At 67.1% G+C, this 24619-nt stretch carries 25 protein-coding genes and 1 pseudogene; 6 read left to right on the plus strand and 20 right to left on the minus strand.

Going from position 1 to position 24619, the window contains the following annotated elements; translation table 11 throughout:
• Positions 1–68: 68 nt before the first annotated feature.
• From BFF94_RS21505 to flhD, 15 genes are all read right to left on the minus strand, one after another.
• Positions 69–1301: a DUF3443 family protein gene (locus tag BFF94_RS21505; RefSeq protein ID WP_219139804.1), complete on the minus strand. Its 1233-nt coding sequence runs from the start codon at positions 1299–1301 to the stop codon at positions 69–71.
• A gap of 16 nt (positions 1302–1317) precedes the next feature.
• Entirely contained in the window at positions 1318–1821 is a 504-nt protein-coding gene (locus BFF94_RS21510; RefSeq protein ID WP_219139805.1) for a DUF2844 domain-containing protein, read from the minus strand.
• A gap of 248 nt (positions 1822–2069) precedes the next feature.
• Complete coding sequence (gene cheZ, locus BFF94_RS21515; protein ID WP_128843666.1) at positions 2070–2801, minus strand: protein phosphatase CheZ; 732 nt, start codon at positions 2799–2801, stop codon at positions 2070–2072.
• A gap of 1 nt (position 2802) precedes the next feature.
• On the minus strand, positions 2803–3198 hold the full coding sequence (cheY, locus tag BFF94_RS21520; RefSeq protein WP_128843665.1) for a chemotaxis response regulator CheY: 396 nt from the start codon (positions 3196–3198) through the stop codon (positions 2803–2805).
• Positions 3199–3265: 67 nt separating this feature from the next.
• Positions 3266–4357, minus strand: a complete 1092-nt coding sequence (locus BFF94_RS21525; protein WP_219139806.1) for a protein-glutamate methylesterase/protein-glutamine glutaminase — start codon at positions 4355–4357, stop codon at positions 3266–3268.
• Positions 4354–5127: a chemoreceptor glutamine deamidase CheD gene (gene cheD, locus BFF94_RS21530; protein ID WP_219139807.1), complete on the minus strand. Its 774-nt coding sequence runs from the start codon at positions 5125–5127 to the stop codon at positions 4354–4356. The genes BFF94_RS21525 and cheD overlap by 4 nt, the downstream gene beginning before the upstream one ends.
• Positions 5124–6116, minus strand: a complete 993-nt coding sequence (locus BFF94_RS21535; RefSeq protein ID WP_219139808.1) for a CheR family methyltransferase — start codon at positions 6114–6116, stop codon at positions 5124–5126. Before BFF94_RS21535 ends, cheD begins: the two co-directional genes overlap by 4 nt.
• 3 nt (positions 6117–6119) lie before the next feature.
• The gene (locus BFF94_RS21540) at positions 6120–8081 is read right to left on the minus strand and encodes a methyl-accepting chemotaxis protein (RefSeq protein ID WP_219139809.1); all 1962 of its coding nucleotides are present in this window, start codon (positions 8079–8081) and stop codon (positions 6120–6122) included.
• Between the two features lie 37 nt (positions 8082–8118).
• The gene (cheW, locus tag BFF94_RS21545) at positions 8119–8634 is read right to left on the minus strand and encodes a chemotaxis protein CheW (RefSeq protein WP_128847990.1); all 516 of its coding nucleotides are present in this window, start codon (positions 8632–8634) and stop codon (positions 8119–8121) included.
• A 48-nt stretch (positions 8635–8682) separates the two neighbouring features.
• Positions 8683–10935, minus strand: coding sequence for a chemotaxis protein CheA (gene cheA / locus BFF94_RS21550; RefSeq protein WP_219139810.1), 2253 nt, complete (start codon positions 10933–10935; stop codon positions 8683–8685).
• A gap of 33 nt (positions 10936–10968) precedes the next feature.
• Positions 10969–11346: a response regulator gene (locus BFF94_RS21555; protein ID WP_128848326.1), complete on the minus strand. Its 378-nt coding sequence runs from the start codon at positions 11344–11346 to the stop codon at positions 10969–10971.
• Between the two features lie 24 nt (positions 11347–11370).
• Positions 11371–12390 (minus strand): flagellar motor protein MotB, encoded by a 1020-nt coding sequence (motB, locus tag BFF94_RS21560; RefSeq protein ID WP_219139811.1) that lies wholly within the window; start codon positions 12388–12390, stop codon positions 11371–11373.
• 13 nt (positions 12391–12403) lie between these two features.
• Positions 12404–13264 carry a flagellar motor stator protein MotA gene (motA, locus tag BFF94_RS21565; protein WP_128848324.1) on the minus strand — a complete coding sequence of 287 codons (861 nt, stop codon included), beginning with the start codon at positions 13262–13264 and terminating at the stop codon, positions 12404–12406.
• Between the two features lie 180 nt (positions 13265–13444).
• Complete coding sequence (gene flhC / locus BFF94_RS21570) at positions 13445–13999, minus strand: flagellar transcriptional regulator FlhC (RefSeq protein ID WP_011350591.1); 555 nt, start codon at positions 13997–13999, stop codon at positions 13445–13447.
• 92 nt (positions 14000–14091) lie between these two features.
• Positions 14092–14412, minus strand: coding sequence for a flagellar transcriptional regulator FlhD (gene flhD / locus BFF94_RS21575; RefSeq protein ID WP_281426172.1), 321 nt, complete (start codon positions 14410–14412; stop codon positions 14092–14094).
• Between the two features lie 667 nt (positions 14413–15079).
• Between flhD and BFF94_RS21580 the strand changes: the two genes are divergently transcribed.
• A complete protein-coding gene (locus tag BFF94_RS21580; RefSeq protein WP_128850545.1) occupies positions 15080–16144 on the plus strand; it encodes a glycosyltransferase family 4 protein in 1065 nt (354 codons plus the stop codon).
• Between the two features lie 103 nt (positions 16145–16247).
• Here BFF94_RS21580 and BFF94_RS21585 read toward each other — a convergent pair whose 3' ends face one another.
• Positions 16248–16544 carry an H-NS histone family protein gene (locus tag BFF94_RS21585; RefSeq protein ID WP_128850547.1) on the minus strand — a complete coding sequence of 99 codons (297 nt, stop codon included), beginning with the start codon at positions 16542–16544 and terminating at the stop codon, positions 16248–16250.
• Positions 16545–16844: 300 nt separating this feature from the next.
• On the opposite strand from BFF94_RS21585, the gene aqpZ reads away from it, so the two are divergent.
• Positions 16845–17585, plus strand: coding sequence for an aquaporin Z (aqpZ, locus tag BFF94_RS21590; protein WP_128850549.1), 741 nt, complete (start codon positions 16845–16847; stop codon positions 17583–17585).
• Between the two features lie 158 nt (positions 17586–17743).
• On the opposite strand, the gene BFF94_RS21595 is transcribed toward aqpZ, so the two are convergent.
• Both BFF94_RS21595 and BFF94_RS21600 read right to left on the minus strand, forming a co-directional pair.
• Positions 17744–18568, minus strand: coding sequence for a Cof-type HAD-IIB family hydrolase (locus BFF94_RS21595; protein ID WP_128850552.1), 825 nt, complete (start codon positions 18566–18568; stop codon positions 17744–17746).
• Positions 18569–18705: 137 nt separating this feature from the next.
• On the minus strand, positions 18706–19587 hold the full coding sequence (locus tag BFF94_RS21600) for a glucosamine kinase nucleotide-binding domain-containing protein (RefSeq protein ID WP_219139812.1): 882 nt from the start codon (positions 19585–19587) through the stop codon (positions 18706–18708).
• A 142-nt stretch (positions 19588–19729) separates the two neighbouring features.
• On the opposite strand from BFF94_RS21600, the gene BFF94_RS21605 reads away from it, so the two are divergent.
• Positions 19730–20332 (plus strand): DNA-3-methyladenine glycosylase I, encoded by a 603-nt coding sequence (locus BFF94_RS21605; RefSeq protein ID WP_128850554.1) that lies wholly within the window; start codon positions 19730–19732, stop codon positions 20330–20332.
• A gap of 87 nt (positions 20333–20419) precedes the next feature.
• On the opposite strand, the pseudogene BFF94_RS37975 reads toward BFF94_RS21605, so the two are convergent.
• Together BFF94_RS37975 and rpsU are read right to left on the minus strand one after the other, a co-directional pair.
• Positions 20420–20557, minus strand: a pseudogene (locus tag BFF94_RS37975) (PepSY domain-containing protein); the annotation flags it as partial.
• Between the two features lie 93 nt (positions 20558–20650).
• Positions 20651–20863, minus strand: coding sequence for a 30S ribosomal protein S21 (gene rpsU, locus BFF94_RS21610; protein ID WP_006401410.1), 213 nt, complete (start codon positions 20861–20863; stop codon positions 20651–20653).
• Between the two features lie 518 nt (positions 20864–21381).
• Here rpsU and BFF94_RS21615 point away from each other — a divergent pair.
• The 3 genes from BFF94_RS21615 to BFF94_RS21625 all read left to right on the plus strand — a co-directional run bounded on the left by BFF94_RS21615 (position 21382) and on the right by BFF94_RS21625 (position 24502).
• Positions 21382–22536, plus strand: a complete 1155-nt coding sequence (locus tag BFF94_RS21615; RefSeq protein ID WP_128850557.1) for a flagellin — start codon at positions 21382–21384, stop codon at positions 22534–22536.
• Between the two features lie 132 nt (positions 22537–22668).
• Positions 22669–24177, plus strand: coding sequence for a flagellar filament capping protein FliD (gene fliD, locus BFF94_RS21620; protein WP_128850559.1), 1509 nt, complete (start codon positions 22669–22671; stop codon positions 24175–24177).
• A gap of 25 nt (positions 24178–24202) precedes the next feature.
• Positions 24203–24502: a flagellar protein FliT gene (locus BFF94_RS21625; protein WP_128850561.1), complete on the plus strand. Its 300-nt coding sequence runs from the start codon at positions 24203–24205 to the stop codon at positions 24500–24502.
• The last annotated feature ends 117 nt before the right edge of the window (positions 24503–24619 follow it).

The raw sequence follows: 24619 nt of genomic DNA on the forward strand, positions 1-24619 counted from the left end.
GCGCGGCCGCCGGATAAAAAAGGGGGCGATCACTCGCCCCCCTCTTTCCTGCGTGCGGCCGTGCCGCGTCAGAACGCGACGAAAGGCTGCGCGCCGCCGCTCGCGGTCTTGTCCATCCCGAAGTAGATCGTCTTGCCGTAGAAGTGCGGCATGCCGATGTCGAGCCAGCTGGACGAACCGAACGGGCCTGCGATGTCGTTGAACGCGAACGTCGACGAGTTCGAGAACAGCGAATCCGCGTTCGCGACCGGCATCGACACGGTGCCGGTCGTGCCGTTCTGGCCGCTCAGCGTCGCCGTATAGGTGGTCGTGGACGCCGGGCAGTAGAACTCCGTGTTCTTCGAGCAGACCGTCTGCGCCGAATCGTTGAAGAAATACGCGTTCGAACCCGTATCGAAGAACGCGGTCACGTTGCGCCCGACGAACGTCGCGCTGACGTCGCCCGTCGTGGTCGACGTCAACACGGTCTTCCCGGTCAGGTCGGGCAGACCGAACGTCAGCGTCCCGGTCGCGCTAGCCTGCCCGTTACTCGAGATGGCCGGCATCTGCACGCTCACCCCGCTGCTGTCGGCGAAACGATGAACCGGGTTGGCCACCTGCTGCGCGACCGGCACGAGTGCGACCGTGCAGCTCGCGTTGTCGCCGTTCGGGCACGCGTAGTAGTTGTTGCTCGACGACGTCGACGTCGCGCAGGTCGTGCCGCAGTCGACCGGCGCCGGCCCGATGCCGAGGATCCCGTTCGCGCCGAGCGCGCTCGCCGAGTTGGCCGACGCGCCGCCGTTCGTGCACGAGCTCGGCACGTTCGTCGTGCCGAGGTCGCCGATGATCTGCACGGGCAGCGAGCTCGCCCGCTCGGTGCCGATCGACAGGTCGACCGTACGCACCGAACCCCACGTGTAGCTCGACACGAACTTGCCGCACTCGGCGACCGGCGCGCCGCCGCTCGTCACCTGCGGCAGGTTGCCGAGCACGCCCGACACCGCGCTGCCGACGAGCCGCAGCCCGTAGGACGCGGTATCGACCAGCACGTTGCCGACCACCTGGCAGTTCGACGTGCCCGGCGCGCAGACCTTCACGCTGACGGTCGGGATGTTGATCACGTTGGCGACGCCGGTGCCGACCGTGATGACGGCGGTATTCCCGCTATTGCCGTCCGATCCGCCCGAACCGTTGTTACCGTTGCTGCCCGAGCTGCTGCCGCCGCCGCCATCGCCGCCGCCGCATGCCGTCACGAGCACGGCCGTCGCGGCCGCGAGGCCCAGCACGCCGAGCCAGCGCTTGAATGTACGAGGAATTCTCAAGATCGCTCTCCCGCTGTCACTGGATGTCGGTGCCGGCTAGGCCGGCAGGCAGCGCCGCCGGCAGCCACGCCTGGCCCGAGAAGGCGCCCATGTGGCCGCCCGTCCGGATCACGAGGCCGCTCGTCTCGACGGCCACCGGCGCGCGCCAGCCGCGCGCCTTGTGCGCCGCCTGGACGCCGGCGGTGTACTGCGGGAAATAGCTGCCGAGCAGCGACGCGAGGTCCGGCATCGTCGGGCCTTGCCACGCGAGGCCGAACACGCTGCCGGCGGCCGACGTGTATTCGTGGATGACGGTGCCCGATCCGAGCGTGATCTCGCGGACGGTATAGGCGGCCGTGCTTGCCTGCACGCCGTCGGCCGAACGCATCGCGCGCTGCATCGTGCGCGCGATTGCGGCCTGATCGTCCGCAGGCGGCGACATCGGCGCGCCGCCCAGTTCCGCGTGTGCGTGGACGGTCCACAGCACACCCATTGCAGCCGCCGCGTGCGCGACGGCCCAGCCCAAGCGTTTCAGCTTCACGTTCCCCCCCAAGGGACTGGCTTCGTTGCCGGCGGCGCCGCCATCGGGCCCGCGCCGCCTGCCAACATATGAATTGTACGAATGACGCTACGTTGCTGCTGACACGTAGTATGCCTGCTGAGGGTGTCGAAGTGTCAATTCGACGCACCGCGCGGGTGCGGCGAGTGCGGGGAAACGTTGCGGGAACGGCGTAACGCGCACATCGGGCGGCCCCGCGAGACGGGGCGCGCCGATGCGATGCGGCAGCGTCAGAAGCCCAGGCTCGCGAGCAGGTCGTCGACCTGCCCCTGGTCCTGGACCACGTCGGATTTGCCTTCCGGCGCGATCTGCGGGCCGTTCAGCAGCGACTCGGGGCTGCCGGTCGCGCTCATCTGCTCGGCCGCGAACGCGGCCGCGGTGGCGGCGAACTGCTCGCGCCGCTCGGGCGCGATGTTCTCGACGAGCACGGTGAGGAGCTGCTGCTCGATCAGGTAGACCATGTCCATGATCTTCTTGATCACCTGCCCGGTCAGGTCCTGGAAATCCTGCGCGAGCATGATCTCGAGCAGTTGCGCGCTGGTCGCCGACGTCGACTCGGGCAGCGTGCGCAGGAACGTGCGGGTATCGTCCATCAGCTCGCGCACTTCCGCGTGCTCGATCGGCGCCGCGTACCACTGCGCCCAGCGCGCGTCAAGCGCCTCGGCCTCGTTCTGGACGCGCTCCTGCATCGGCTTCGCGATCTCGATCGCGTTCAGCACGCGCACGGCGGCCTGCTCGGTCATCGTCGCGACGTAGCGCAGCCGGTCGCGCGCATCGGGCACGGCTTCCGCCGCGCGCTCGACATGCTTGTCGAGCCCGAGCTCACGCATCGAATCGCGCAGCGCGCGCGTGACGTGGCCGATGCGCGCGAGGATGCGGTCGCTCGCGAAATCGGCGCCTTCGGCCTGGCCGTCGGCGCTGAACCCGGCGCTGGTCAGCGCGGCATGGATCGGCTCGTTCACGTCAGCTCCCGGTCTTCGCCATCTTGTCGATGATCTTGTTCAGCTTCTCGTCGAGCGTCGCCGCCGTGAACGGTTTCACGACATAGCCGCTCGCGCCGGCCTGCGCGGCCGCGATGATGTTCTCCTTCTTCGACTCGGCCGTGACCATCAGCACCGGCAGGTGCGTGAGCGTCGCGTCCGCGCGGATTTCCTTCAGCATCGCGAGGCCGTCGAGGTTCGGCATGTTCCAGTCCGAAATCACGAACTCGTAGCCGCCGCCGCGCAGCCGCGCGAGGCCCGCCAGGCCGTCCTCGGCCTCGTCGACGTTCGAATAGCCCAGTTCCTTGAGCAGGTTGCGGACAATCCGGCGCATCGTCGGGAAATCGTCCACCACCAGGATTTTCATGCTCTTGTCCATCGTCGTTCCTTTCCAGATTCGTTTCCGTCGGGATGCGTATCGTGGCACGCGCCCCGTGGCATTCCATTCAAACGCGCTGCACGCGGTCGCCCATCGTCGACAGTCGCGCCATCACGCGGCGGCTCATCTCGGCGAGCGGCACGATCTCGTCCGCGCCGCCGAGCGCGATCGCCTCGCGCGGCATCCCGAACACGATGCAGCTTGCTTCATCCTGCGCGAACGTGTGGGCGCCCGCGCGCTTCATTTCCAGCAGGCCGGCCGCGCCGTCGCGGCCCATCCCGGTGAGGATCACGCCGATCGCGTTCTTGCCCGCGTGCGTGGCCGCCGAGCGGAACAGCACGTCGACCGACGGGCGGTGCCGGTTCACCGGCGGCTCGTCCGACAGTTGCGCAATATAGTTCGCGCCGCTTCTCGCGAGCAACAGGTGCGCATGGCCCGGCGCGATGTACGCATGCCCCGGCAGCACGCGCTCGCCGTGCTCGGCTTCCTTCACCGCGATCCGGCACAGGCCGTTCAGCCGTTGCGCGAACGATTTCGTGAAGCCGGGCGGCATATGCTGCGCGATCAGCACGGCCGGCGCATCCGGCGGCAGCGGCGTCAGCACCTCTCGGATCGCCTCGGTCCCGCCCGTCGATGCGCCGATGATGATCAGCTTCTCGGTACTGACGAGCGGATTGTTGATCATCGGCGCGGCCGGCTGGCTGTCCCCCGTGCGCGCGGCGGCCTGCGGCTGCGGCGCCTGGCGCACGCGCGCGCGCGACGCCGCGCGGATCTTGTCGGCGAGCTTTTCCGCGTAGTCGAGCATCCCGTCGCGAATCCCGACGCGCGGCTTCGTGACGAAATCCACCGCGCCGAGTTCGAGCGCGCGCAGCGTGATTTCCGAGCCGCGCTCGGTCAGCGACGACACCATCACGACCGGCATCGGCCGCAGGCGCATCAGCTTCTCGAGGAAATCGAGCCCATCCATGCGCGGCATTTCGACGTCGAGCGTGAGCACGTCGGGGTTGTGCTGCTTGATGAGCTCGCGCGCGACGAGCGGATCGGGCGCGGTCGCGCACACCGTCATGTCGGGCTGGCTGTTGATGATCTCCGTCATCAAGCTGCGAATCAGCGCCGAATCGTCGACGCACAATACTTTGATCTTCTGCACTGCGGTCATGCCTCCTGCTTTCTCGATAGGTTCGCCGCATGCGGGCCCCCGACGTGCGGGTTCGCCGCCCGCCCGCCGCCTGCACTGCCCGCGCTGCCGCCCGGCGTCGCGCCGCGCGCGCCGAACAGCTCGATGCGCGGTCGCGCCGGCGGCGGAGCGGCCGGCCGCTTCGCCGCGAACAGCTCGACATGCGCGCGCGGCCGTGCGGCGCGGGCGCGATCGGCCTCGCGCGCGAGCGCGGCTTCGCGTTCGGTAACGCCCGGCACCTGCAGCCGCAGCTTCTTCACCATCGCGCGCCCCGTGTTCGGCATGAACGCGACCTTGCGCGGGTGGACACCCTGCAGGTCTTCCGCGGTGATGCGGATGCGTTCGAGCGCGAGGTAGCGGCGCACGAAATCCGCGTTGCGATCGCCGATGTTGATCGTCGTCATCCCGGCCAGCACGGCCGCGCCGCCGAACACCTTCGCCTCGAAGCGCTCACGGCGCCCGCCGGCCTTGATCAGCTCGTTGATCAGCACTTCCATCGCATACGCGCCGTAGCGCATCGACTCCGACGCGGCCGCGCCCGGATCGGCGCCGTCGTCCGGCAGCATGAAGTGGTTCATCCCGCCGATGCCCGCGAACGGATCGTGCAGGCACGCGGCGACGCACGAGCCGAGCACGGTCATCAGCACCATGTCCTCGGACGTCGTGTAGAACTCGTTCGGCAGCAGCTTCACGCCCGGACGGCCGAAGTGGCTGTCGAAGTAGCGATTGGTCGCGATCGGCAGTGCGCTCATCCGCGATCTCCATAGACGGGCGCCGTGCCCGCGGCCCGCGCACGCACGGGCGACGGCATCGCCGCCGCCGCGGGCGCCTGCGCGCCACGCGGCCGCGCACCCTGCGCGGCGTCGCGTGTCAGTTCGTACACCGTCTGCCCGCGCAGCCGGAACGCCTGCGTGACATACGTGAAATTTTCCGAATGGCCGGCGAACAGCAGCCCGCCCGGTTTCACGAGCGGCTCGAAGCGCGACAGCACCTGCCCCTGCGTCGGCTTGTCGAAATAAATCATCACGTTGCGGCAGAAGATCGCGTCGAACGGCTTCGCGATTCCGTAGTCCGCATCGGTCAGGTTCAGTTGCTCGAAGCGGATCATCGCGCGCAGCTCGGGGCGCACCTTCACGCGGCCGGCCTGCGCGCCGGTGCCCTTCAGGAAGAAGCGCTTCAGCCGCTCCGGCGCCAGGTGCTTGACCTGGTCGTACGTATAGATGCCGGCTTCCGCCTTCGCGAGCACCTGCGTGTCGAGATCGGTCGCGAGGATCGACGCGCCGCGCGCCGCCGATTCGCCGAGCGCCTCGATCAGCGTGATCGCGATCGAATAAGGCTCCTCGCCGGTCGACGCCGCCGAGCACCATACCGACACGGGCGCCGGCCGCCCCTTCACGAAATCCGACAGGATCGGGAAGTGGTGCGACTCGCGGAAGAACGCGGTCAGGTTCGTCGTCAGCGCATTGATGAACGCTTCCCACTCGAGCGGATCGTCTTCCTGCTCGAGCAGGTCGAGGTACTCGCGGAACGTGTCGAGGCCGCGCGCACGCAGCCGCCGCGCGAGACGGCTGTACGCCATGTCGCGCTTGTGCTCGGACAGCGAGATCCCCGCGCGTTGGTGGATCAGCGCACGGATGCGTGCGAAATCCGCGCCTGTGAACGCGAAGTCGCGCCCCGGCTCGCCCGCGCGAGGCGAGGCATCCGGTGCATCGGGTCGAAACGGTGCGCGCGCGTGCGGCATGGTTTAGAAGGTCTCCCAGTCGTCGTCGGACGTGCCGGCCGCGGCCAGCGCCGGCTTCTCGCCGTTCAGCGCCGGGCGCACGAGCGCGGGCTTCGCGGCCGGCTTGTCCGCCGGTGCGGCCGTCTTCGCGAGACGCGGTCCGTAGCCGCCCGCGGCGTCGCCGCGGGAAGCCGGCGCGTCCTTCCGCGCACGCGCGCCGGCATCGGCCGCGCGCTTCGGTTCGTGGCCCGCGCCCGAGGCAGCCGACGCGACAGCACGCGACGCCGGCGCGGCGCGCCGTGCCGGTTGCGCGGCGGCCGGCGGTGCCGGCAGCGCGGCGACCGGCGCCGCGTCGTGACGCGGCGCCGACGGCAGCGCCGGTTCATGCGCGACCGGCCGCACGACGCCGCGCGCCGGCGCGAGCACGATGCCGCCCGCCACGCGCCAGCCCGACACGATCGCCTTCATCTGGCGCGTCTGCTCCTCGAGCGACGCGGCCGCGGCCGCGGCCTGCTCGACGAGCGCCGCGTTCTGCTGCGTGACCGAATCCATCTGGCCGACCGCGCGATTGACCTGCTCGATGCCGGTCGACTGCTCTTCCGACGCGGCGCTGATCTCGCCCATGATGTCGGTCACGCGGCGCACGGCCTGCACGATCTCGTCCATCGTCGAGCCCGCGCGCGCGACGAGCGCCGACCCGCTGTCGACCTTTCCGGCCGAATCGCCGATCAACTGCTTGATTTCCTTCGCGGCGCTCGCGCTGCGCTGCGCGAGCGAGCGCACCTCGCCCGCGACCACCGCGAAGCCGCGGCCCTGCTCGCCGGCCCGCGCGGCTTCGACGGCCGCATTCAGCGCGAGGATGTTGGTCTGGAACGCGATGCCCTCGATCGTGCCGATGATGTCGACGACCTTGCCCGAGCTCGCCGCGATGTCCTGCATCGTCGACACGACCTGGCCGACCACCTCGCCGCCCTGCGTCGCGATGTCCGACGCGTTCACCGCGAGCTGGCTCGCCTGCCGCGCGTTCTCCGCGTTCTGCCGCACGGTGCCGGTCAGCTGCTCCATGCTCGACGCGGTTTCCTGCAGCGACGCGGCCTGCTCCTCGGTGCGCTGCGACAGGTCGATGTTGCCGGTCGCGATCTCGCGCGCGCCGACGTCGATCGACTCGGTGCCGCGATGCACGGCCTGCACCATCGTCGTGACGGCGTCCTGCATCCGCTTGATGCCGCCGAACAGGCGGCCGATCTCGTTCGTGCTGAACACGTTCACCGGTTGCGTGAGATCGCCGCCGGCGATGCGCTCGAAGTGCTCGATCGCATCCTCGATCGGCTTCACGATCAGCCCGCGCAGCACGAAGCGGATCGCGATCACGACGACGAACGCGATCGCGATGCCGGCCGCGATCAGCGCGACCATCATCGAGATCCGCGACTGCGTGGCGGCCTGGCGTTCTTCCGCGCGCTTCTGCAGCGACGCGACCACGGCCGCTGCCGCCTGGTCGTACGCGACGAACAACGGGCTGATCTTGGTCTCGGCGATCGCGCGGTACGCGGCCATGTCGCCCGCACGCGCGGCCGCGAATTCGGGCTCGACGCCTTCCTTCACGATCGTCGTGTAGCGTGCGGTGAGCTCGTCGACGAGCGCCTGCTCGACGCCGAGCTTCGGCATCGACTGGAACGCCTGCCAGTTCTGGTTCGACTTCGCGTACAGCTCCAGCCCACGGTCGAGCACCTTGCCGGCGTCGGCCGTGTTGCCGGCTTCCGTCAGCGAACGGAAGCGGTCGAGCGACAGGCGCGCGCGCAGCAGGTACGACGACGTGTCGTCGAGCGTATGGATCGCCGGCAGGTCGACGTGCGCGATCTCGTCGAGCGCGCGGCTCGCGTGATTGAGCGCGTAGAGGCCGAGCCCGCCGACGGCCGCGGCGAGGGCCACGAGGATGAGTCCGACCGCCGTGAGCGTCGTGCGGATCGACCAGTTATGCAACATTGCAGATTCTCCCGAAATTCCTGCGCGCGCGGCGCGCTTATCCGCCGAGCGTCTCGATCAGCGCCATTTCACGGCTCGACATCAGCTTCTCGATGTCCATCAGGATCAGCATCCGGCCGTCGACCGTGCCGAGGCCCGTCAGGTACTCGGTCGTCAGCGTCGCGCCGAATTCCGGCGCCGGCATGATCTGGTCGGTCTGCAGCGTCAGCACGTCCGACACGCCGTCGACCACCATCCCGACCACGCGATGCGCGATGTTCAGGATGATCACGACGGTCTGGTGGTCGTACTCGACGCGGCCGAGATGGAACTTGATCCGCATGTCGACGATCGGCACGATGATCCCGCGCAGGTTGATCACGCCCTTGATGAATTCCGGCGCGTTCGCGATGCGCGTGACGCTGTCGTAACCGCGGATTTCCTGCACCTTCAGGATGTCGATCCCGTATTCCTCGTCACCGAGCGTGAACACGAGGAATTCCTGCCCCGCCGCATCGCCCTGCGCCGCGTCGCGGCGGCTCGTTGCCGCGTTCGCCGCGGCCGGATTGATCATTTGGACTTCAGCAGACACGTTTGCCCCCAATCAGTTGAATGGCGAGAGTCAGAACATCGCGAGCTCGGCGCCGGCACGGGCGCCGTGCATCGCACGGGTTTCGCGGTTCAGCGCCGCGACGTCGACGATCAGCGCGACGCTGCCGTCGCCGAGAATGGTCGCCGCCGAGATGCCGTGCACCTTGCGGTAGTTGGTTTCGAGGTTCTTCACGACCACCTGCTGCTGGCCGACCAGCTCGTCGATCAGCATCGCGAAGCGGCGCCCCTCGGTTTCCATGATCGTGACGATCCCCTGGGTCGGGTCGGTGCGCGCGTCCTCGACCGAGAACACCTCGTGCAGCGCGACCAGCGGCAGGTATTCGCCGCGCACCCGCACCACGCGCTCGCCGTTGCCGACCGTGTAGATATCGTCGTTCGACGGCTGCAGCGACTCCATCACGAAGTTCAGCGGCAGGATGAAGATCTCGTTGCCGACCTTCACCGACATCCCGTCGAGGATCGCGAGCGTCAGCGGCAGCACGATCCGCGTGGTCGTGCCGCGGCCGGCCAGCGACGTGATCTCGACGTGGCCGCCCATCGACTGGATGTTGCGCTTCACGACGTCCATCCCGACGCCGCGGCCCGACACGTCGGTCACCGTCTCGGCGGTCGAGAAGCCCGGCGCGAAGATCAGGTTCCACACATCTTCGTCGCTGATGTTGTCGGACACCGGCATGCCCTGTTTCGCGGCCTTCGCGAGGATTCGCTCGCGGTTCAGGCCCGCGCCGTCGTCGCTCACCTCGATCACGATGTTGCCGCCGTGATGCGCGGCCGACAGCACCAGCTGGCCGACCGCGTCCTTGCCGGCGGCGACGCGCTTGTCGACGGTTTCGATCCCGTGGTCGAGGCTGTTGCGCACGAGGTGCGTGAGCGGATCGATGATCCGCTCGATCAGGCTCTTGTCGAGCTCGGTCGCCTGGCCGAACGTGACGAGCTCGACCTGCTTGCCGAGCTTGCCGGCGAGGTCGCGCACGAGGCGCGGGAAGCGGCTGAAAACGTAGTCCATCGGCATCATGCGGATCGACATCACGGCTTCCTGCAGGTCGCGCGCGTTGCGCTCGAGCTGCGCCATCCCGTTGAACAGGCGATCGTGCAGCGCCGGATCGAACGCGGTCGCCGTCTCCGCGAGCATCGCCTGCGTGATCACGAGCTCGCCGACCAGGTTGATCAGCTGGTCGACCTTCTCGACGCCGACGCGGATCGAGCTGCCTTCGGCGCCCGATGCGGCCGCGGCGGCCGGGCGCGCGCGCTTGTCGTCGTGATGCGCGGCGGCCTGTGTCGCGGGTTCGGCCTGCGGCTGCTGCGGTTGCTGCGGTTGCTGCTGCGGCTGCGCGGCGGCGACCGGCTCGGCGGGAGCGGGCGCCGGTGCGGCCGGTTGCGGCGCGACGGCCGGCGGGGCGAACACCTCGACGCGCGCGGGTTGTGCGGCGGCGGCCGGTTCGGCAGCCGGTTCCGCGACGGCCGGCGCAGCTTGCGCGGCCGGCGCCGTGCCGTGCGCGATGCGGATCTGGCTTTCGTCGATCACGAAGCAGCACACGGCGACGATATCGTCGGACGGCACGTCCGATTCGAGCCACAGCGTCAGGTCGGCGCCCGCTTCCTCGCGGCCGGCGATCCGGCCGAGGTTGCCGAGTTCCTCGGTGAGCAGCGCCTGGTCCTTCGCGTCCACGCCCACGAGCGTGATCTTCAGGTGCGGGCCGCCAACGCCTGCGTCGGCCGCCGGATGCGCGGCCGCGACGGCCTGCTCGACCACGTGATCGGGCGCGCGATCGCCGCCGGCGGCGGGCTCCACGGCCGGTGCGACGGCGACGACCGCGGCAGCGACCGGCGCCGCGGGCGCAGGCGCAGCCGCCGCTGCCGGCGCGCCCGCGGCGCTCTCGGCCTTCAGCCGTTCGAGCTTCGCGCAGATCGTCGCGGCAGCCGCCGCGTCCGGTTCGGCGCTCGCCCGGTAGTCGACGAGCTGGTCGGACAGCACGTCCTTGGTCTCGAGGAACGCGTCGACCATTTCCTTGGTCAGCGTCAGCTCATGGTTGCGCGCGCGGTCGAGAAGCGATTCGAGGATGTGCGTCGTATCCGTCAGCGCGGAAAAGCCGAACGTCGCCGCGCCGCCCTTGATCGAATGCGCGGCGCGGAAGATCGCGGCCAGATCCTCGGGGTCGGGCGAACCGACGTCGAGGTTCAGCAGCAACTGCTCCATCTGCGCGAGCAGCTCGTCCGCTTCGTCGAAAAATGTCTGGTAGAACTGAGTGATATCGAGAGTCATGCCCGGTCACCGGTTGGATTCGTCGCGTTCATGTCAGGAGGCGGCCGGCTCGGACAGCGTCGCGACCAGGTCGACCAGCACGGCCGGGTCGATCGGCTTCTCGATCCAGCCCGTCGCGCCCGCGTCGCGTGCGGCGTTCTTGAAAGCATCGCTGCCCTCGGTCGTCAGCACGAGGATCGGCGTGTCTGTATAGGCGGTCAGCTTGCGCAGCGCGGCGATCACCTCGAGCCCGCTCTTGCGCGGCATGTTCTGGTCGGTCAGCACCAGGTCGTACGGCGCGGTCGCGGCCATGTCGAAGCCGGCTTCGCCGTCCGGCGCCACCGTCACGTCGTAGCCGGCCTGCGCAAGCGTTGCCTGCAGCAGCGCACGCATGGTCGCGGAGTCGTCGATGGCGAGAATGGTTCGGATCATGTCTGTCTCGGAATCTGGGAAACGTCAGGGTTTCGGCGCCACGGCGACGGCGCTCGCGACTATCGGACGCGCGGCCGGCGACGGGCCGCCGAGCTGCTGCGCAAGCAGCTTCGAGCCCGCCGCGTCGGCCGACAGCGTCGTGGCCGTCGCGTCGTCGCGCATCAGCGCTTCTTCGGATTTGCGGTTCAGCACGATCACGCTGATCCGGCGGTTTTCCGGATCGAGCGGGTCGGCCTTGTTCAGGTTCTGCGTCGACGCGAGGCCGAGCACGCGCAGCACTTTCGCCTCGTCCATGCCGCCGGAGATCAGCTCGCGGCGCGATGCGTTCGCGCGGTCGGCCGACAGCTCCCAGTTGCTGTAGCCGCCCTCGCCGCCCGCGTACGGCACGGCGTCGGTGTGGCCCTGGACGATGATCCGGTTCGGCACGTCGTTCAGCGTCTTGCCGATCTCGCGCAGGATGTCGCGCATGTACGGCTCGACGTGGTCGCTCGACATCGCGAACATCGGCCGCTTCTGCGTATCGACGATCTCGATGCGCAGCCCCATCAGCGTCGAATCGATGCGGATCTGCTGCTTGAACTGGCGCAGCGTCGGGTTGGCCTCGATCGCGGCCATCAGCTTGATCTGCAGGTCGTGCAGGCGCGCCTGCTCGAGCCGCTCCAGCGCACCCTGCGCCTGCGCTTGCGCATGCTCGTCGACCGGCTTCGCGACGCGATCGGCGAGCGACGTCGTGCCGTCGGTGCGGCGCAGCGTGCCGGCGTCGACGCTCGACAGGTCGCGGCCGCCGCCGTTGATGATGCTGGAGTCCTGCGAATTGCGGTCGCCGCTGCCGAACAGCGCGGCCTTCAGCGGCGTGTTGAAGTATTCGGCGATCCCCTTCAACTGGACCGGCGTGACCGAGCTCAGCAGCCACATCAGCAGGAAGAACGCCATCATCGCGGTCATGAAGTCCGCATACGCGAGCTTCCATGCGCCGCCGTGGTGGCCCTTCTTCGCCGGGGCCACCCGCTTGACGACGATTGCGCGATCCTTGCTTTTGCTCATGGGATGCTCCGCGTCACTTCGCCTTCACGCGGCGCACATGCTCTTCGAGCTCGGAAAACGACGGCCGCTCGGTCGAGAACAGCACCTTGCGGCCGAACTCGACGGCAATCGCCGGCGCATAGCCGTTCAGCGTCGCGAGGATCGTCACCTTGATGCACTGGAACATCTTCGTCGACTCGGCGACGCGCTGCTCCGCGAGGCTCGCGAGCGGCCCGATCAGCCCGTACGACAGCAGGATCCCGAGGAACGTGCCGACCAGCGCCTGCGCGATCATCGCGCCGAGCACCGCGGGCGGCTTGTCGGCGGACGCCATCGTGTGCACGACGCCCATCACGGCCGCGACGATGCCGAACGCCGGCATCGCGTCGCCGACGCGCATCAGCGCGTGCGCGGGGCCTTCGCCTTCCGCGTGGTGCGTCTCGATCTCCTCGTCCATCAGGCTCTCGATCTCGAACGCGTTCATGTTGCCGCCCACCATCAGGCGCAGGTAGTCGGTCAGGAATTCGACGATGTGGCGATCGGCGAGGATCTTCGGGTATTGCGTGAAGATCGGGCTCTTTTCCGGATCGTCGATGTCGGCCTCGAGCGTCAGCGTGCCTTCCTTGCGTGCCTTCGCGAGCAGCACGTACAGGAGCGCCATCAGCTCCATATAGAGATCCTTCGTGTATTTCGAGCCCTTGAAGAGCGTCGGCAGCACGCGCACCGTCGCCTTGATGGTCTTGCCGCCGTTGCCGAGGATGAATGCGCCGACACCGGCGCCGACGATCATCAGGATCTCGACGGGCTGGATCAATGCGGCCAGATGCCCGCCTGCCAGCGCATAACCGCCGAAGACGGACAACATCGTCACGAGTGTTCCCACGATAATCAGCACTGCCTGTCCCTCACGAAAGACCGGCGGGGAGACCGCCGTTAAACAGGTTTACGGCAGTCGGCAGGAAAACTTTCGCGGCCGCCCGGCGGCGGCCCGACGGTGTTTACCAGCAATTCGCAGACGATTCGCGCGGCCCGAAGCGGCCGCTCGCGCCCCGCCCGGCCCTGCCCGGCCCGGCGCTCAGGCGGCTGCGGCGGCCAGTTCGGCGCGCGCGGCGGCGGCCTTGCGCGTCTTGCCCGCGCGCGACGGCGGCTGGCACAGGCCGCAGACGAAACCTTGATGCGGATCATGCGCATGCGCGACGAAGTGACCGCCGCAGCGCGTGCACGGGGTCATCTGCAGCATCCCCGAATCGAAGAAGCGCACGAGCGTCCAGGCGCGCGTGAGGCTCAGCGCGGCCTCGTCGCCGGACAGGTTCACGTGCTCCTGATAGAGCCGGTACGCCTTCACGATCGACTGGATCGGCTCGCAACGGCCATGATCCTGCATGAACCGGTAGATGTTGTAGAACAGCGACGAGTGGATGTTCGGCTGCCACGTCATGAACCAGTCGGTCGAGAACGGCAGCATCCCCTTCGGCGGCGACACGCCCTTCAGTTCCTTGTACAGCTTGATCAGACGGTCCCGCGACAGGCTCGTCTCCGCTTCCAGCAATTGCAGCCGGGCGCCCAGTTCGATCAGTTCGATGGCGAGGGTGATTTCCTTCACCTCGATCACGACGCTTTTGCTTGCCATGGTGAAAACTGTCCGCTTGACGTGGTTCGGATGGGTGGCCAATACGCTGCCGGCCGGCGCGGCACGCCGGGACAAACGCAAGGCGGGATGGATCAGCGGACGCCTTCGACCTGCTGCCCGGCCATCAGGATGGCCGAGTGGGCGTGCGCGACGACATCGCTGCGGCCTTTGTCGGCAAGCGACGACAGCAGCGCGTGATCATCGAAGCGGAAGCGGCACAGCATCTGGTTCGACGCGGCGAGCTTCACGGTCTGTGCGAGCGTGAGGTTCGCGAGCACGTCGGCCAGTTCCTGGGAAACGCCCATGCGGAACATGCCCATCGCCTTGTCTTCCCGCAGCAGTCGTTGCGCGAGGAGGAGGTACGACAGGTTGACCTCTTTGATCTCACTGAGCATTTCGCTGGTAGCGCCCATGATTCCCCCGTTAAAGAGCTTTGCTTTGGCCATTCGTGTTATGACAACGTTTGCTCGATCGGGGCGCTCTTGGCGCTCGGTCGGCTCGTTTATAGTCTTACAGGGCGAATTTTGGCCAAACGGCATTTATGTCGGTATCAGCGAAGTGGCGTATGCCGCGCAGGATTTGTCTGTAAACCGTGTAGGAATTTTTCCGACAAGGCGAATTGAAAGGGGCCAATTGGAAAAGCGGGTTGCAACGCGAATTCGGCTGCGATGGGACCGATGGCCGCCGCGCGGTGGCGAAAGGCTTGCCGGCAGGGCTGCCGGCAATCGGATCGGTAAAAATTATAGTGGTTTTTCACGATAGCGCAACAATAGTTGCGTCTACCTCCATTTTTGTTTCCGCACCCTTTTTCTCGGGGTTTTCGCGTATTTCATCGTGTAACAAGCCTTAAGTGTTTGAAAAAACACTCGAACCCCTCAGTGCGATATCGATAATGGACTCCAATGGGCGGCGGCGCGAGCCGTGCCGGCCCGCCCCGCAGCTTGCCGTCCGGCGCCCCGCGCACCCCGCCCAGGGCCCGGCCACGTACCGCCAACCGCGTGCGTCGGCGAGTTCCGCAACCCAGTATGGGATCCGTATCGGCACCAAGGCGCCCACGCGGATCGACACCGGAGAACACCCATGCGAATTGCCCAGATCGCGCCGCTTTACGAAGCCGTCCCGCCGAAACTCTACGGCGGCACCGAGCGTGTCGTGTCCTACCTCACCGAGGCGCTCGTCGAACTCGGCCACGACGTGACGCTGTTCGCCAGCGGCGACTCCGTCACGTCGGCCCGTCTCGAGGCGGCCTGGCCGCGCGCGCTGCGGCTCGACCCGTCGATCCGCGATTCGATGGCGCCCCATATGCGGCTCCTCGAGCAGGTTGCCCGTGTCGCGCACGAATTCGACGTGCTGCACTTCCACCTCGACTACCTGCCGTTCCCGCTGATGTCGCGCCTCGACACGCCGTACGTGACGACGCTGCACGGCCGCCTCGACCTGCCGGAGCTGCAGCCGGTGTTCGACGCGTTCCCGGACGCGCCGGTCGTGTCGATCTCGAACAACCAGCGCAAGCCGCTGCCGCAGGCCGCGTGGGCCGGCACCGTGTATCACGGGCTGCCCGACACGCTGCTCACGCCGCAGCCGGGCGTGAAACCCGAATACCTCGCGTTCCTCGGCCGGATCTGCCCTGAAAAGCGCGTCGACACCGCGATCCGGATCGCCGCGCAAAGCGGGCTGCCGCTGAAGATCGCCGCGAAGGTCGACAAGGCCGACGCCGACTATTTCAAGGAAGTGATCGAGCCGCTGCTCGGCGAGGCCCATGTCGAATTCATCGGCGAGATCAACGAGGCGCAGAAACCCGCGTTCCTGTCCGGCGCGAAGGCGCTGCTGTTCCCGATCGACTGGCCGGAGCCGTTCGGCCTCGTGATGATCGAGGCGATGGCCTGCGGCACGCCGGTCGTCGCGTTCAACCGCGGCTCGGTGCCGGAAGTGATCGAGGACGGCGTGACCGGCTTCATCGTCGAGGACGTGCAGGGCGCGGTCGGCGCGCTGCACCGGATCGACAGCCTGTCGCGCACCGCAATCCGCGAACGTTTCGACACGCGTTTCAGCTCGAAGGCGATGGCGCAGCGTTATGTCGAAACTTACGAATCGCTTTGCACGGCGACCAGGCAACCGGCATTGCGCCGGGTCGCAGGCGCCTGACGCGGAAATCCACGCGGAAATATTCCGTAAAATTCGCGCCGAAATCGGCGCGCAAAACAAAAGAGCCGCATCGTCGATGCGGCTCTTTCTTTTTGGCTGTCGATCATTCGATCAGGAAACGATCGCGGTTTTTCCCGACGATCCAGTTCGGCGGCTTGCCACGGCCACTCCAGGTTGCGCCCGACTTCGGATCGCGGTATTTCGGCGGCAGCGGCGCCTTTTTCGGCGGGCGCCCGCGCTTCGCTCGCTCCGCGAAGCCCAGATCCTGGGCAGTCAGCCCATATTCGGCAATCTTTTGCTGGACTTCCGCAATCACCGTCGCCACTTCCTGGCGGCGCACATCGTCCGCCTGGGCCTGCAGATCGGCGATCTGCGCCTTGAGTTTCGCGTATTGAGACATTTTTTGACTCCCCTTTTCGATGATGCGGCCCCGGCGAATCCGGCCGGGACACCAACATCCGTTACGCCATCCGCACTGCCGCCCTACCCTTCGAAATAAATGCTGTCATCTTTAACCAATTCGACTATATCGAGAATGCGGACTTATTCTAATAAAAGGCATTCGTCAGCCATTCAAATTTAACAATCGTTGACCCTCCCGGACCCGATTCATTTCCTATAATCCAGACCAATTCCGGGCGGCGGAATAAATCCGTCGTGTCGTCCGGTTGTCTTCAACCTACTTGAACAAGGTCCTTACATGAATCTTTCTCAGCGTCTCGCTGCAGAGGCATTCGGCACGTTCTGGCTGGTGCTCGGCGGGTGCGGAAGCGCCGTGCTGGCCGCCGCCTTTCCGGGCCTCGGCATCGGCTTTGCCGGCGTCGCACTTGCCTTCGGCCTGACCGTGCTGACGATGGCATTCGCAATCGGCCACATTTCGGGTTGCCACCTGAATCCGGCGGTGAGCGTCGGCCTGACGGTCGCCGGCCGCTTCCCGGCACGCGACCTCGTGCCGTACATCGTCGCGCAGGTGGTCGGCGCGACGCTCGGCGCATTCGTGCTGTACCTGATCGCGACCGGCAAGCCGGGCTTCGACGTCGTCGGCAGCGGCTTTGCGACGAACGGCTTCGGCGACCGCTCGCCCGGCCACTACTCGCTCGGCGCGGCGTTCATCTGCGAAGTCGTGATGACGGGCTTCTTCCTGTTCGTGATCCTCGGCGCCACCGACAAGCGCGCGCCGGCAGGCTTCGCGCCGATCGCGATCGGCCTGTGCCTGACGCTGATCCACCTGATCTCGATTCCGGTCACCAACACGTCGGTGAACCCGGCCCGCTCGACCGGCCCCGCGCTGTTCGTGGGCGGCGACGCGATCGGCCAGCTCTGGCTGTTCTGGATTGCACCGGTCATCGGCGCGGCGCTCGCCGGGATCATCTACCCGCTGGTCGCGGGGCGTGACAACGCCGTCGACCTGCTGCCGTCATCAGCTCGCACAAGCGAATAAAACACTACGGGGTTATGCGAGCAGAGCAGCGAGCCTCACGCTGTCCAAGAATATCGAGGCAGGCAATTTCGACGGGCGCCCCAGGGCGCCCGTTTTTCATTTCCGCTCGGGAAGTGCGCTCGGGAAGTGCGCTCGGGCTGGGCGCTCGGGCTGGGCGCTCAGGAAGCGGCGACGTTGTCCTCGAGCGAGAACAGCGTGCGCAGGTGGCGGGCGACACCCGCGTCGAAGTTGTTGCCGATCCGCGGGATGTGCGGCAGCTGCGCCATCAGGTCGGGGTTCGCGTTGTTCATCATGAACGCGTGACCGGCGGTTTCGAGCAGGTCGATATCGTTCATGTTGTCGCCAAACGCGATGCAGTGGCCGGTGTCGACGCCGAGCCGCGCGAGCACCGTGCGCAGCGCGCGGCCCTTCGACACGTTCGCGGTCATCACTTCGAGACAGTCGGGCAGCGAGTACGTGACGTATAACGCATCGCCGAAGCGCACGCGCATCTGTTCGGCGAGCACCGCCAGATCGGCCGGCTCGCCGATGTACAGCACCTTCGCGATAGCCGCGCCGTCGTGCGCGGCCATGTCGATCACGTCGTACCGGAAGCCCGAATCCTGGTGGAATTCCAGCAGGTGCGGCGCATCGCGGTCGATCAGCCAGCCCTGGTCGGTGAACAGGTTGACGATCACGCGGCCGTGCGTGCCGACGACGTCCGGCTGCACGAGGCCGCGGACGATCGCGGGATCGATGTCCTGCGCGTGGATCGTCGTGTCGTCCGGCGCATGCACGCGCGCGCCGTTCGACGTGATCAGGTACGGCCGGATGCCGAGCACGTCGCGAATGCCGGCGACGTCCGCGTAATGGCGCCCCGTGGCGATCACGAACTGCAGGCCGTCGCGGTCGAGCCGGCGGACGGTGTCGATCGTATACGGATCGAGCTGGTGGTCGCTGTTCAGCAGGGTACCGTCGAGATCGGTGGCGATGACTTTGTACATGGGACGGAAGGATGGCGCTCAGGGCTCTGCGGAACGGCCATTTTAACGTCGTGCCCGGTTGCGCGCCGGATGGTTCCCGGTCGACCGCCGCCTTCGGTGCTGCTTCAACGCGCCATCAACCCCGCCTTACTCCAACTTCAGCCGCCTTCCGCCGCCCGCAACGCCTGCAGCGCGAGCCGCAGCGCGCCGTGCGCCGAATCGTCGAGCGGCGCGCGCAGCCGCGCGGCGTGACGCGCCGGCACGGCCGGCGCGAGTGCGTCCGCCAACCCGCCGCACAGCGCGACCGGCAGTGCCTGCTGCGGATCGAGCGCATCGATCATCTTGCCGATCTCGTCGCCGGCCTGCGCGATCAGCGCGCCCGCGACCGGATGCATGCGATGTGCGAACACGATCGGCGCGAGACGTGCGTAGATCGTCTGGTTCGCATCGCACGACCACTGGACGAGCGCGTCGCGATCCTGCGCCCCCGTTTCCGCAAGCAGCGCATCGGCGAATGCATCGCGCGGCACGCGGCCGTCGAGCGCCTGTTGCGCATAGGCGAGCGCACGCACGCCGAGCCACGCGCCGCTCGCCTCGTCGCCGGATGGAAAACCGAAGCCGCCCGCGATCCGGCACGCGCCGGCCGCATCGAGCGCCGCTGCGATGCTGCCGGTGCCGAGCGCGACGATGAGCCCCGGCGCGCCGCCGTGCGCGCCGACGACGGTGGTATACGCATCGCTCTCGATCGCGAGCGCGCCGAGCGGCGCCTGCGCACGGAACGCGGCGAGCCACGCCGCATTGTTGACGCCCGCGAGCCCGCAGCCGAGCGCGCACTGCGACCAGTCGAACGCGAAGCCGGCCTGCGTGAACGCGTCCGCGCAGGCCGCGCCGATCGACGCCCATGCGCGCTCGATGCCGAGACCGAGCCCCGACGGGCCGCCGCGCCCCTGCGCGAGCTCGCGCCCGTGCCGGTCGGCCAGCACCGCGCGCGTGCCCGTGCCGCCGCCGTCGATGCCGATCGCAAAAAGTAGTGCCGCCATGCCTTCATCCCGCTGATTCGAACAGGCGCCAAGCTTAACCGGATCGGCCCCGCGCGCCCATCTGCCGTTCGGCCTGCTATCCCGCGAAAAGCGCTTCCGCTATGCTGGCGCGATCGAATCGACACTGAAAACGAGGCAGACGATGTCGCAGCGGTGCAACTGGGTGAAGACTGAAGCGGACGCTCACTATCACGATACCGAGTGGGGCGTGCCGTCGCATGACGATCGCCACCTGTTCGAAATGCTGATCCTGGAAGGCGCGCAGGCGGGGCTGTCGTGGTCGACGATCCTGAACAAGCGCGCGGGCTATCGCGACGCATTCGCGGATTTCGATGTCGACGCCGTTGCGCGCTTCACGCCGAAGCGCATTGAGAAGCTGCTGGAGAACCCCGGCATCGTGCGCAATCGCGCAAAGGTCGAATCGGCGGTCACCAACGCGCGCGCCGTGCAGCGCATCCGCGAAGAACACGGGTCGCTCGCCGCGTTCCTGTGGTCGTTCGTCGGCAACACGCCGATCCAGAACGCGTGGCCGTCGTACCGCGACGCGCCCGCGTCGACCGAGCAGTCCGACGCGCTCAGCAAGGCGTTGAAGGCGTACGGCTGCAAGTTCGTCGGCTCGACGATCTGCTACGCGCTGATGCAGGCGACCGGCATGGTCAACGATCACGAGGTCACCTGCCCGTGCCACGCGCCATGCGCGGCGCTCGGCGGCAAGCAGCCGGCGCGCCGGCTCAAGGCGGGCTGACGGCGCGGCACGGCACCTGCTGGCCGCCCATCCTTTGCCCCGCGGCGCCACCGCGGTCCTCCACCGCCGTCCGCCACCGGCCGTCCGCTACCGCACGGCGCGCGCCGGCGCCGGCACGACCGACCGCGCAGCCCGCACGCACGCGCGGCGCTTCTTCAACCCGATGTAGATCCCCGTCACGCTTAGCATCGCGATGACGATGCCGAGCGTGCTCACCGCGACGCGGCGGCTCGCCTTTCCCGGCCCCCAAAAGCAAAACGGCGGAGCGGCTTCTTTCGAAGCACGCTCCGCCGTTTCGCGGCGAACCGTAAGACGCTCTTAGTGGAGCTTCTTCGGCAGCATCTGGCTGCGCAGGCGCTTGTGCAGGCGCTTGACGGCTGCTGCCTTCTTGCGCTTGCGGACTGCGGTCGGCTTTTCGTAGGACTGGCGTTCGCGCAGTTCAGCGATCAGGCCATTTTTTTCGATAGCACGGCGAAAGCGGCGAATCGCCACTTCGAACGGCTCGTTTTCTTTCAGAAGAATCGTCGTCATGTCGTTCCTAAATTGCTTAAACGGTCAAAAACGTAGCGGCCAAGCGCCACGCACCGGCCATCCGAGCGTCCCCACAAACAGGCGAAACGAGCGGAAATACGGCCTCGGAGGCCGGAAAAGAGAGGCGGAAAGCACCGCGAGTACGCTTCACAGCCGCGTGCAGCGCCGCGTTTGACTGCCAGCAAACATGCCGAAAACGGCGAAGGCGTGCAGAAATCTCAATTCAGCCCGCCATCATAGCAGGGAATCACAGACAAAACCATCCTTTTGTCGATTGCGTGTGCACAGGCGCACGACTGCGTGGTCGGACCGATATCTGTCCCCGATAACCCGGCGTCACGCCGGGGTCCGTCCGAAATGACAAAGAAGGATAAAAAATCGGGCCGAATCTCAACGCGCCCCTCAAGTTTTGTTTTGGTACGCCGAAATCCTGCTCTGAGGCGGCCAGCAATGAACGAGTGCTTCCGCCGACGCCAAAACGGCTTTCCAGGGCTTTCGGCTTAAACAGGAGATTTTCAATGCTCGGAATTAACAGCAACATCAACTCGCTGGTTGCACAGCAGAACCTCAGCGGCTCGCAAAACGCCCTGTCGCAGGCAATCACGCGCCTGTCGTCGGGCAAGCGCATCAACAGCGCAGCGGACGACGCAGCAGGCCTCGCGATCTCGACCCGGATGCAGACGCAGATCAATGGTCTGAACCAAGGCGTGTCGAACTCGAACGACGGCGTGTCGATGATTCAAACGGCATCGAGCGCACTGTCGTCGCTGACGAACAGCCTGCAGCGTATCCGCCAGCTGGCCGTCCAGGCGTCGACGGGCACGATGTCCTCGACCGACCAGGCAGCACTGCAACAGGAAGTCGCGCAGCAGATCCAGGAAGTGAACCGTGTCGCGTCGCAAACGACGTACAACGGCACGAACATTCTCGACGGCTCGGCAGGCATCGTGTCGTTCCAGGTCGGCGCGAACGTCGGCCAGACGATTTCGCTGGACCTGAGCCAAAGCATGTCGGCTGCCAAGATCGGCGGTGGTCTGGTGCAGAAGGGTCAGACGGTTGGCACGGTGACGGGCCTGAATCTCGACGCAGCTGGCGCGTATACGTCGGCCACCGCGACGATCTCCGCGATCAACGTGATTTCCGACGGCAAGGGCGGCTATTCGTTCTCTGACCAGAACGGCCAAAGCATCACGGCGACGGTCGCGCAAGCAGTGTTCGGCGCCAACGCAACGGCCGGCACGGGCACGCAAGTCGGCGCACTGGCGCTGCAGAGCGCCGCAACCGGCGCCAGCACGACCTCCGCTCAACTCACGGCAATCAACAACGCGATCGCCCAGATCAACGCTGTCAACACGCCGAAGACCGTGTCGGGCCTCGACATCAGCACCGTCAGCGGTGCGAACGTCGCGATGGTGTCGATCGACAACGCGCTGCAAACGGTGAACAACGTTCAGGCACAACTGGGCGCGGCGCAAAACCGCTTCACGGCAATCGCCACGTCGCAGCAAGCTGAATCGACCGACCTGTCGTCGGCACAGTCGCAGATCACCGACGCGAACTTCGCACAGGAAACCGCGAACATGTCGAAGAACCAGGTGCTGCAGCAAGCAGGCATCTCGGTGCTCGCACAGGCGAACTCGCTGCCGCAGCAGGTCCTGAAGCTCCTGCAGTAATCGCGTAGCAACCCACGGCCGGGCCCCGCGTAACGCGCGGCCCGGCCGCAAGCACTTGGCACGCGGGGCCTTGCCCCGCGGCCAGGTCTTCTTCCCGAATTCCACGGATCATCCGCCGCACGGAGCAACACGATGTCGACGATCAATTCCGCCGTCAATTCCGCCAACGCCTCGGCCAACAGCCAGCTGCAGCAGGCTGCCCAATCGATCATCAGCGGTTCGACCGGCAACTCGTCGATGGACGTCAACTCGCTCGTGAAGGCGCTCGTCAATGCGAAAACCGCCGGTCAGACCGCCGCGCTCAACGCGCAGCAGACCAGCGACAACACCCAGATTTCCGCGTACGGCGCACTGTCGGCCGCGCTGAGCGCCCTCCAGGCCGGCCTCACGACGCTGTCGAACGGCTCGCTGCAAAGCACCTTCACCGCGACCGCGAGCGGCACGGGCCTGACCGCAACCGCGGGTGCCGGGGCCGTGGCCGGCAGCTATTCGGTCGGCGTCACGCAGATCGCGACGTCGCAGTCGCTGTCGTCGGCCGCGTTCGGTTCGTCGACGGCGCTCGGCACCGGCACGATGACGCTGTCGCTCGGCAGCAAGTCGTTCACGGTCGACGTGAACGGCGCAAACAACACGCTGTCCGGCATCGCCGCGGCGATCAACAACACGACCGGCAACCCTGGCATCGTCGCATCGGTCGTCAACGGCACCGACGGCGCGCACCTCGTACTCAGCTCGACACCGACCGGCGCGGCGAACACGATCAGCGTCGCGCTCAGCAATGTGGCCGGCGACAACGGCCTGTCCAGCCTTGGCGTCACGTCAACGGCCAGCACGACGGGCGGCCAGTCGACCTTTACGTCCGCGAACGGCGCCGCCGCCTGGAAGCAAAGCACGGTCGCCCAGGACGCCGCGTACACGATCAACGGCATCGCCGGCACGAGCGCGAGCAACACCGTGACGAGCGCAATCACCGGCGTCACGCTGAACCTGACCACCGCCGCCGTCAACGCGACGCAACCGCAAACGCTGACGGTCACCACCGACACGAAATCCCAGGCCGCCGCGATCAACAACTTCGCGACGCTCTACAACACGCTCGTCACGACGATGGGCTCGCTGTCGAGCTTCACGTCCGGCGCGTCGTCGCAAGGCCCGCTGCTCGGCGACTCGACGCTGAACACGGTCAAGAACGCGCTCGCGTCGATCGTCGCGAGCGGCGTGAACGGCAACGGCTCTACGGTCAACCTCGCGTCGATCGGTGTCACGCTGCAGGCCGACGGCACACTGCAGGTCGACAACACGGCGCTTAACGGCGCACTGCAGAACAATCCGACGGGCGTCGCATCGCTGTTCAACTCGACGACCGGGCTCGGCGAGCAGTTGACGACGAACATCACGAACTACACGAAAACGAACGGGCTGATCGCCGCACGCACGACGGCGCTCAGCAACGACCTGAAGAGCGTCGCGCAGCAGCAGACGACCCTGTCGAACTACTCGGCGCAGCTGACCAGCCAGTACCAGGCGCAATTCACCGCGCTCAATACGCTGATGGCGACGATGAACAGCAACTCGCAGTACCTGACGCAGCTCTTCGGCGGCGCGAACAGCGCCGGCGCGATGTCGAACAACAAGGGCTGACCGCCAGCCGGACAGGAGAGCCACGATGGAGCAAACCGAACTGATCGCGCAACTCGACGCGCTCACCGATGCAATCGAACACGCGGCCGCGATGGCCGACTGGATCGAAGCGGCGCGCCTCGTCGACGCGCGCGGGACGCTCGTCACGTTGCTCGCGGCCGACCAGCCGCCCGCCGGCATCGCCGCGATCCGCCGCATGCAGACCAGCAACGACCGCATCTTCGCCGACGCGCAACGCGCGCAGCAGGCGCTGACCGACGAATACCAGGCCGCGATGGGCCGCGTACAGGCCGTCGGCCAGTACCAGAGCGTCGCGAGCCGATAAGCCGCATCCGGCGCCGCGCCAGGCCGCGCGCGCCAACCCGACAACAAGAACTACGCGCTGATGTGAGGGCGTGCTCGTTCGCCTCCGCCCGCCTTGTGCGGGCGTTTTTTTTGCGGT

It is taken from the genome of Burkholderia catarinensis (genome assembly GCF_001883705.2).
GTDB classification, from domain to species: Bacteria; Pseudomonadota; Gammaproteobacteria; order Burkholderiales; family Burkholderiaceae; genus Burkholderia; species Burkholderia catarinensis.

Coding starts and splice junctions, on each gene's coding strand:
- BFF94_RS21580 (WP_128850545.1), top strand. CDS start 15,080: ATGCGAATTGCCCAGATCGCGCCGCTTTACGAAGCCGTCCCGCCGAAA.
- BFF94_RS21605 (WP_128850554.1), top strand. CDS start 19,730: ATGTCGCAGCGGTGCAACTGGGTGAAGACTGAAGCGGACGCTCACTAT.
- cheW (WP_128847990.1), bottom strand. CDS start 8,634: ATGATCAATCCGGCCGCGGCGAACGCGGCAACGAGCCGCCGCGACGCG.
- BFF94_RS21615 (WP_128850557.1), top strand. CDS start 21,382: ATGCTCGGAATTAACAGCAACATCAACTCGCTGGTTGCACAGCAGAAC.
- fliD (WP_128850559.1), top strand. CDS start 22,669: ATGTCGACGATCAATTCCGCCGTCAATTCCGCCAACGCCTCGGCCAAC.
- motB (WP_219139811.1), bottom strand. CDS start 12,390: ATGAGCAAAAGCAAGGATCGCGCAATCGTCGTCAAGCGGGTGGCCCCG.
- cheD (WP_219139807.1), bottom strand. CDS start 5,127: ATGAGCGCACTGCCGATCGCGACCAATCGCTACTTCGACAGCCACTTC.
- BFF94_RS21525 (WP_219139806.1), bottom strand. CDS start 4,357: ATGACCGCAGTGCAGAAGATCAAAGTATTGTGCGTCGACGATTCGGCG.
- BFF94_RS21625 (WP_128850561.1), top strand. CDS start 24,203: ATGGAGCAAACCGAACTGATCGCGCAACTCGACGCGCTCACCGATGCA.
- cheA (WP_219139810.1), bottom strand. CDS start 10,935: ATGACTCTCGATATCACTCAGTTCTACCAGACATTTTTCGACGAAGCG.
- BFF94_RS21595 (WP_128850552.1), bottom strand. CDS start 18,568: ATGTACAAAGTCATCGCCACCGATCTCGACGGTACCCTGCTGAACAGC.
- flhC (WP_011350591.1), bottom strand. CDS start 13,999: ATGGCAAGCAAAAGCGTCGTGATCGAGGTGAAGGAAATCACCCTCGCC.
- BFF94_RS21585 (WP_128850547.1), bottom strand. CDS start 16,544: ATGTCTCAATACGCGAAACTCAAGGCGCAGATCGCCGATCTGCAGGCC.
- aqpZ (WP_128850549.1), top strand. CDS start 16,845: ATGAATCTTTCTCAGCGTCTCGCTGCAGAGGCATTCGGCACGTTCTGG.
- BFF94_RS21540 (WP_219139809.1), bottom strand. CDS start 8,081: ATGTTGCATAACTGGTCGATCCGCACGACGCTCACGGCGGTCGGACTC.
- BFF94_RS21535 (WP_219139808.1), bottom strand. CDS start 6,116: ATGCCGCACGCGCGCGCACCGTTTCGACCCGATGCACCGGATGCCTCG.
- rpsU (WP_006401410.1), bottom strand. CDS start 20,863: ATGACGACGATTCTTCTGAAAGAAAACGAGCCGTTCGAAGTGGCGATT.
- flhD (WP_281426172.1), bottom strand. CDS start 14,412: ATGGGCGCTACCAGCGAAATGCTCAGTGAGATCAAAGAGGTCAACCTG.
- BFF94_RS21555 (WP_128848326.1), bottom strand. CDS start 11,346: ATGATCCGAACCATTCTCGCCATCGACGACTCCGCGACCATGCGTGCG.
- BFF94_RS21600 (WP_219139812.1), bottom strand. CDS start 19,587: ATGGCGGCACTACTTTTTGCGATCGGCATCGACGGCGGCGGCACGGGC.
- cheY (WP_128843665.1), bottom strand. CDS start 3,198: ATGGACAAGAGCATGAAAATCCTGGTGGTGGACGATTTCCCGACGATG.